The sequence below is a fragment of the Thermomonas sp. genome, assembly GCF_041919455.1.
Taxonomy (GTDB): Bacteria; Pseudomonadota; Gammaproteobacteria; order Xanthomonadales; family Xanthomonadaceae; genus Thermomonas.
This window is the reverse complement of record NZ_JAYRTQ010000006.1, coordinates 185,307-192,313: the sequence shown is the minus strand read 5'-3', so window position 1 is coordinate 192,313 and position 7,007 is coordinate 185,307. Positions and strand designations below refer to the sequence as shown.

Below are 7,007 nucleotides of genomic sequence, written 5' to 3'. Positions count from 1 at the left end.
AAAGCGGGACCCCGCGTGCCTCCACGGCGACTTGCTGGGGGGGCGGGGCGCGCCCACCGGCGGGAAGCCGCGCGGGCCATGGATGGCCCGCGCCCGCCGCATCAGTCCTGGACGACTGGACAAGGCGGCGGATCCCCGCCTTTGCGCGCGCATCGCCTAGGGTCGCACCCCAGGAGACCCGTCTGACCGACGCTGGCAATCCCGTCATTTGCCCCCAAATCACCGGCTCGTTACCCTGCCCGATTGCCCGTTGCACGGCATCTGCACCTCGCCCGCTCCCCTTCCCCAGGATCCCCCATCCATGGCGCTGGACACCATCCGCCTCCGCGGTGCTCGCACGCACAACCTGAAGAACATCGACCTCGACCTGCCGCGCGACAAGCTGATCGTGATCACCGGCCTGTCCGGGTCCGGCAAGTCGTCGCTGGCGTTCGACACGATCTACGCCGAGGGCCAGCGCCGCTACGTCGAATCGCTGTCGGCATACGCGCGGCAATTCCTCAGCGTGATGGACAAGCCCGACATCGACCACATCGAAGGGCTGAGCCCGGCGATCTCGATCGAGCAGAAATCGACCAGCCACAATCCGCGCTCCACGGTCGGCACGATCACCGAGATCCACGACTACCTGCGCCTGCTGTACGCGCGCGTGGGCACCCCGCGCTGCCCGGACCACCACTTCCCGCTGGAAGCGCAGACGGTCAGCCAGATGGTCGACCAGGTGCTGGCGATGGAGCAGGACGACTCGCTGGCCTCGCAGCGATGGATGCTGCTGGCACCGGTGATCCGCGAGCGCAAGGGCGAGCAGCAGCAGGTGTTCGACCAGCTGCGCGCGCAGGGCTACGTGCGTGTGCGCGTGGATGGCGTGCTCCACGAGATCGACGCGGTGCCGCCGCTGGCGCCGCGCCAGAAGCACACCATCGAAGCGGTGATCGACCGCTTCAAGCCACGCGCGGACATCCGCCAGCGCCTGGCCGAATCGTTCGAGACGGCCCTCAAGCTGGGCGACGGCATGGCGGTCGTGCAGTCGATGGACGAATCGGATCGCGCGCCGCTGCTGTTCTCGTCGAAGTATTCCTGCCCGGTCTGCGATTACGCGCTGCCGGAACTGGAGCCGCGCCTGTTTTCCTTCAATGCACCGATGGGTGCGTGCCCGGGCTGCGACGGCCTGGGCGTGGCGCAGTTCTTCGATCCGTCCCGCGTGGTCGGCCATCCGGAGTTGTCGCTGGCGGCAGGTGCGATGCGCGGTTGGGATCGTCGCAACGCCTATTACTTCTCGATGATCACCTCGCTGGCGAAGCACTACAAATTCGACGTCGACCTGCCCTGGCAGCTGTTGCCGGACGAGATCCGCGCGATCGTCCTGCATGGCAGCGGCAAGGAAGCGATCAACCTCGTGTACGTGGGCGAGAACGGCAACAAGTACCAGCGCAAGCATGCGTTCGAGGGGATCATCCCCAACCTCGAACGCCGCTACCGCGAGACCGAATCCGCGGCGGTGCGCGAGGAACTGTCGAAGTACATCAGCGAGCGACCCTGCCCCGAATGCGGCGGCGCGCGCCTCAATCGCTCCGCGCGCAACGTGTTCGTGGCCGAGCGCCCGTTGCACGAGATCGCGGTGATGCCGATCGACAACTGCCTCGCCTTCTTCCATGGCTTGAAGCTGCCCGGCTGGCGCGGCGAAATCGCCACCAAGATCGTCAAGGAAATCGGCGAGCGGCTGAGCTTCCTGGTTGACGTGGGCCTCGACTACCTCACCTTGGAGCGCAAGGCCGACAGCCTGTCCGGCGGCGAGGCGCAGCGCATCCGCCTGGCGTCGCAGATCGGTGCCGGCCTGGTCGGGGTGATGTATGTCCTCGACGAGCCCAGCATCGGCCTGCACCAGCGCGACAACGAGCGCCTGCTCGGCACCCTCACCCGCCTGCGCGACCTCGGCAACACGGTGATCGTGGTCGAGCACGACGAGGACGCGATCCGCCTGGCCGACCACGTGGTCGACATCGGCCCCGGCGCCGGCGTGCATGGCGGCGAAGTGGTGGCCGAAGGCCAACTGGCCGACATCCTCAAGGCGCCGCGCTCGATCACCGGGCAATACCTGTCCGGCAAGAAGCGGATCGAGGTACCGGCGCAGCGCCACGCGCCCAACCGCAAGCTGATGCTCAAGCTGAAGGGCGCGCACGGCAACAACCTGAAGAACGTCGACCTCGAGATCCCCTCGGGCCTGCTCACCGCGATCACCGGCGTGTCCGGCTCCGGCAAGTCGACGCTGGTCAACGACACCCTGTATTCGCTGGCCGCCAACGAGATCAACGGTGCGTCGCACACGCCGTCGCCGTACCGCGAGATCACCGGCCTGGACCTGTTCGACAAGGTCGTCGACATCGACCAGTCGCCGATCGGTCGCACCCCGCGTTCCAACCCGGCGACCTACACTGGGCTGTTCACGCCGTTGCGCGAACTGTTCGCCCAGGTGCCGGAAGCGCGCGCCCGCGGGTATTCGCCGGGCCGCTTCAGTTTCAATGTGCGTGGCGGCCGCTGCGAAGCCTGCCAGGGCGATGGCCTGATCAAGGTCGAGATGCACTTCCTGCCCGACGTCTACGTGCCCTGCGACGTCTGCCAGGGCAAGCGCTACAACCGCGAGACCCTGGAGATCCACTACAAGGGCCACAGCATCCGCGACGTGCTGGAGATGACCGTCGAGGACGCGCTGGACCTGTTCGCGCCGGTGCCCAGCATCGCCCGCAAGCTGGAAACGCTGATGGACGTGGGCCTGAGCTACATCAAGCTGGGCCAGAGCGCGACCACGCTGTCCGGTGGCGAGGCGCAACGCGTGAAGCTGTCGAAAGAACTCAGCCGCCGCGATACCGGCCGCACGCTGTACATCCTCGACGAACCGACCACCGGCCTGCACTTCCACGACATCGAGCACCTGCTCGCCGTGCTGCATCGCCTGCGCGACGACGGCAACACCGTGGTCGTCATCGAGCACAACCTCGATGTCATCAAGACCGCCGACTGGGTGGTCGATCTCGGCCCCGAGGGTGGCCATCGTGGTGGCCAGATCATCGCCTCCGGCACGCCGGAACAGGTGGCCGCCAATCCCGCTTCGCACACCGGCCGCTTCCTTGCCCCCTTGCTGGAAAGAGCGGCGGCACCCGCACCCACCCCGCGCAGGAAAAAGAAGGCCGAGGCATGAGCGACCGCGCCGCAGGCCACGTGTTCCGCATCCCGATCGCGCTGCGCTGGAGCGACCTGGATGCGTTCAACCACGTCAACAACGCGCGCTACCTGACCTTCCTGGAGCAGGCGCGCATCGAGTGGTTCGACACCCTGGACGCGCCGTGGATGACCGACGAGGTCGCGCCGGTCGTGGCCACCGCCACGATCAACTTCAAGCGACCGATCGAATATCCGGCCAGCATCGCCGTCGAGCTGTTCACCGAGCGCTTGGGCAACACCAGCGTCACCATCGGCCATCGCATCCTCGCCGACGACGGCACGCTACACGCCGAAGGCCACGTGGTGGCGGTGTGGGTGGCGCGTGCGAGCGGTCGACCGATACCGTTGCCTGATGCGGTGCGAAAAGCGTCGGAGTTGCTGCTGCAGGCGTGATGCAGCGGACTCACGGTGCCGGCTTGCGCAGCTCGAACTCGCCGAGCAGCTTGCGGCCGTCCTTCAAGGTAAATTCGATCGCGACGCGACTGCCGGGCTTCAGCGTGGCGTTCGGCTTGATCAACATCAGGTGCAGGCCGCCCGGCTGCAGCACCGCTGCGCCATCCGGGGCGATGCGCAATTCCGGCACTTCGCGCATGCGGTTGACGCCATCGACCCGCTTCGACTCGTGCAATTCCACGCTCGCATAGGCGGGACTGCTGGCGGAGACGATGGTAGCCGGCATCGCGCAGCGGTTTTCGATGCGGCCGAAGCCTGCCTGCATCGGCATCCCGCCCGGCAACAGGCGGATCCAGCCGTCCTTCACCAGCGGGGCACAATCCCGCGCGTTGGCGGCGAGCGGCAACAGGAGGACGGCGAGCAGCCATGCATGCGTGGTCATGCGCCTATGATACCGGCACACGAAACACTTCCTTGCGACGGGATTCCGCATGCCCCTGATCGAAACCACCCTGCACGGCGACATCCACGAACTCCGCCTGGCGCGTGCGCCCGTCAACGCCCTCAATCCGGCGCTGTGCGAGGCGCTCACCCAGGCGCTTGCCGATGCGGTCTCCGCCGGCGCGCAGGGCATCGTGCTTGCTGGTGGGCCGAAGGTGTTTTCAGCGGGGCTGGACGTGCCCTACCTGCTCGCGCTTGGCGACGACCAGGACGCGTTGCTGCGCGCATGGACGGTGTTCTTCGATGCCGCGCGCGCTTTGGCGGCGTGCCCGGTGCCAGTGGTGGCCGCATTGGCCGGGCATTCGCCTGCCGGCGGCTGCGTGCTGGCCCTGTGCTGCGACTACCGGATCATGGCCGAGGGCCCGTACCGGATCGGCTTGAACGAAACGCAAGTCGGGCTGGTGGCCCCGGAAGGCATCCAGTCGCTGATGGCGCGGATGGTCGGGCCGCATCGCGCGGAACGCCTGCTGGTCGCCGGCGACATGGTGGATTCCAGCGAAGCGCTGCGCATCGGGCTGGTGGATGAACTGACCGGCATCGACGACGTCGCCACCCGCGCGCGGGTCTGGCTGGAAGGATTGCTGCAACTACCGCGAGCACCGATGCTGCGCACCCGCGCGATCGCCCGCGCCGCGGTGGTCGACTGCCTGCGCGACGAACGCATCGAACTGGCGAGGTTCGTCGCCGGCTGGATGGAACCGGATACCCAGGCCGCATTGCGGGCGATGCTGGCGCGGATCGGGAAATAACCGCTAGCGGACCCGCTGCCCGGCGGCGTCGATCACGACCTCACCATCTTCTTTCGCGAAGGGTTTGTCGCAAGGCGGCAGCACGTCGAGCACCATCGCCGATTCCGGCCGGCACAGGCGCACGCCGAGCGGCGTGAACACGAATGGGCGGTTGATCAGCACCGGCGTGGCGACCATCGCCGCGAGCAGGGCGTCGTCGGGCATGCCAGGATCGTCGAGCCCGAGCGCCAGATACTCCGGCTGCTTGCTGCGGATCGCATCGCGCACGCCAAGGCCGGCATCGGCGATGGCCTGGCGCAACCGCGCGACATCGGGTGGATCGCGCAGGTAGTCGACGACCACAGGCTCGATGCCGACGTGGCGGATCAGCGCGAGCGCGTTGCGCGAGGTGCCGCAGGCAGGGTTGTGCCAGATCTCGACCTGCATCGCGGCGAGGTCGCGGCTCACGCCCCCCGCGCCACCGGCCGCGACGGATCCTGGATCCAGCCGCTCCACGATCCGGTGAACAGCTTCGCGCCCTTAAACCCGGCACGCTCCATCGCCAGGAGGTTGTGGCAGGCGGTGACGCCGGAGCCGCACATCAGCACGGTTGTTGCGGGATCGCGACCGGCGAGCAATGCACGGAATTCGTCGGCCAGCTGCATCGGCGACTTGAAGCGGCCATCCATCATGTTGCTGGCGAACGGCCGGTTGATCGCGCCCGGCACATGGCCGGCCACGCGGTCGATCGGTTCTTCCTCGCCACGGAAGCGCGCCGGCGCGCGGGCATCGACTAGCAGGCCTCCTTCGAACAGATGCGACTCGACTTGGTCGGCATCCAGCAAGCGGCTGTGGTCGAAACCCGGGGCCTCGTAGCGGCTGGGTGGCCGCTGGAACGGCGAACTGGCGACTGGCAGGCCCAGCGCGGTCCAGCGCGCCCAACCGCCATCCAGCACCGCGACCTTCTCGTGACCGAGCATGCGCAGCAGGAACCACAGGCGCGCCGCATAGGCGCCATCGGCATCGTCATAGGCGATGACCTGCGAATGCGCGTCGATGCCCCAACTGCGCAGTTTGGAAACGAGCACGTCGGCCTGCGGCCACGGGTGGCGGCCTTCGCCATGCGGCCCCATGTCCGACAGGTCCCGCTCCAGGTGGGCGTAGGCCGCGCCGGGCAAGTGCGAGCGCAGGTAAGCCTGCTCGCCCACGTTCGGGTCGAGCAGCGAGAAGCGGCAGTCCAGCACCACCAGGTCGGGGCGGCCAAGCGCCACCGCCAGGGTTTCGGCCTGCACCAGGGTTGTCCATCCGGCCATCAGGTTCTCCCGTGGGGGGCGGGCGCCAGGCGCTCGCGGAGGTTGAACAGGATCGAAGCGGTCACGCCCCAGATCCGTTGCGGTTGGTAGCGGTATTGGAACACGTGGCGTACCCGTCCGCCGAAGTGAAGGGTGACCCGTTCCAACTGGTCCGGATCGAGCAGCAGGTCGAGCGGCACCTCGAAGACCTCGGCGACCTCCGAGGGATCCGGCCGTGGCACGAAGTCGGGCGCGACCAGTACCAACGCCGGCTGTACGCGGAAGCCGGTGATGGTCAGCAAGGGATCCAGGTAACCCAGCGCTTGCGCCTGAGCTGCATCCAGGCCAACTTCCTCCGCGGCCTCGCGCAGGGCGGCATCCAGCGGCGTTGCATCGCCCGACTCCATGCGTCCACCCGGGAAACTGACCTGGCCCCCATGGTGCCGCAATGCATCGTTGCGACGCGTGAGCAGGACGCTGGCGCCTTGATCGCGCGGAATCACGCCGACCAGCACTGCAGCCGCCTGCGGTTCGCCTGGCGACAGCAAGCCGTCTAGTTCGAACAGGTTCCACGGCTCACCGGCAGGTGGCGACGCCAGCGGATGCAGGGCGCCACGCAGCCGCGCCGCGAGCGCATCGGCGTTCACGTGGCCTCGCGCGCCAGGGCACGCCGCGGCAGCACCTCGTCCATCATCCGCAGGCGCGCATCGTCGTTCATCATCGGCCATGCCGCGATCTCGTTGCCGCTGCGATGGCAACCGACGCACAGGCCTTCCTCGTCGATCGTGCAGACGCCGATGCAGGGACTGAGGACGGCGCGGTACGGGTACGTCATGGGATCCGGATCCTGGCAGGGCACGGACGATGGCCCTGC

At 67.8% G+C, this 7,007-nt stretch carries 6 protein-coding genes and 1 pseudogene; 3 read left to right on the top strand and 4 right to left on the bottom strand.

The window, feature by feature from the left end:
- Positions 1-301 precede the first annotated feature (301 nt).
- Together uvrA and ACE3T8_RS06220 are read left to right on the top strand one after the other, a co-directional pair.
- Positions 302-3,196, top strand: coding sequence for an excinuclease ABC subunit UvrA (gene uvrA, locus ACE3T8_RS06225; RefSeq protein ID WP_374607693.1), 2,895 nt, complete (start codon positions 302-304; stop codon positions 3,194-3,196).
- Positions 3,193-3,612, top strand: a complete 420-nt coding sequence (locus tag ACE3T8_RS06220) for an acyl-CoA thioesterase (RefSeq protein WP_374607692.1) — start codon at positions 3,193-3,195, stop codon at positions 3,610-3,612. The genes uvrA and ACE3T8_RS06220 overlap by 4 nt, the downstream gene beginning before the upstream one ends.
- Positions 3,613-3,622: 10 nt before the next feature.
- On the opposite strand, the gene ACE3T8_RS06215 is transcribed toward ACE3T8_RS06220, so the two are convergent.
- Entirely contained in the window at positions 3,623-4,054 is a 432-nt protein-coding gene (locus tag ACE3T8_RS06215; protein WP_374607690.1) for a copper chaperone PCu(A)C, read from the bottom strand.
- 49 nt (positions 4,055-4,103) lie between these two features.
- On the opposite strand from ACE3T8_RS06215, the gene ACE3T8_RS06210 reads away from it, so the two are divergent.
- Positions 4,104-4,862 carry an enoyl-CoA hydratase/isomerase family protein gene (locus ACE3T8_RS06210; protein WP_374607688.1) on the top strand — a complete coding sequence of 253 codons (759 nt, stop codon included), beginning with the start codon at positions 4,104-4,106 and terminating at the stop codon, positions 4,860-4,862.
- A 3-nt stretch (positions 4,863-4,865) separates the two neighbouring features.
- On the opposite strand, the gene arsC is transcribed toward ACE3T8_RS06210, so the two are convergent.
- The 3 genes and pseudogenes from arsC to ACE3T8_RS06195 all read right to left on the bottom strand — a co-directional run bounded on the left by arsC (position 4,866) and on the right by ACE3T8_RS06195 (position 6,968).
- A complete protein-coding gene (gene arsC, locus ACE3T8_RS06205) occupies positions 4,866-5,288 on the bottom strand; it encodes an arsenate reductase (glutaredoxin) (RefSeq protein WP_374607718.1) in 423 nt (140 codons plus the stop codon).
- Between the two features lie 17 nt (positions 5,289-5,305).
- Positions 5,306-6,154: a sulfurtransferase gene (locus tag ACE3T8_RS06200; RefSeq protein WP_374607686.1), complete on the bottom strand. Its 849-nt coding sequence runs from the start codon at positions 6,152-6,154 to the stop codon at positions 5,306-5,308.
- Positions 6,154-6,968: pseudogene (locus ACE3T8_RS06195) on the bottom strand (CoA pyrophosphatase). Before ACE3T8_RS06195 ends, ACE3T8_RS06200 begins: the two are co-directional and overlap by 1 nt.
- Between the last annotated feature and the right edge of the window lie 39 nt (positions 6,969-7,007).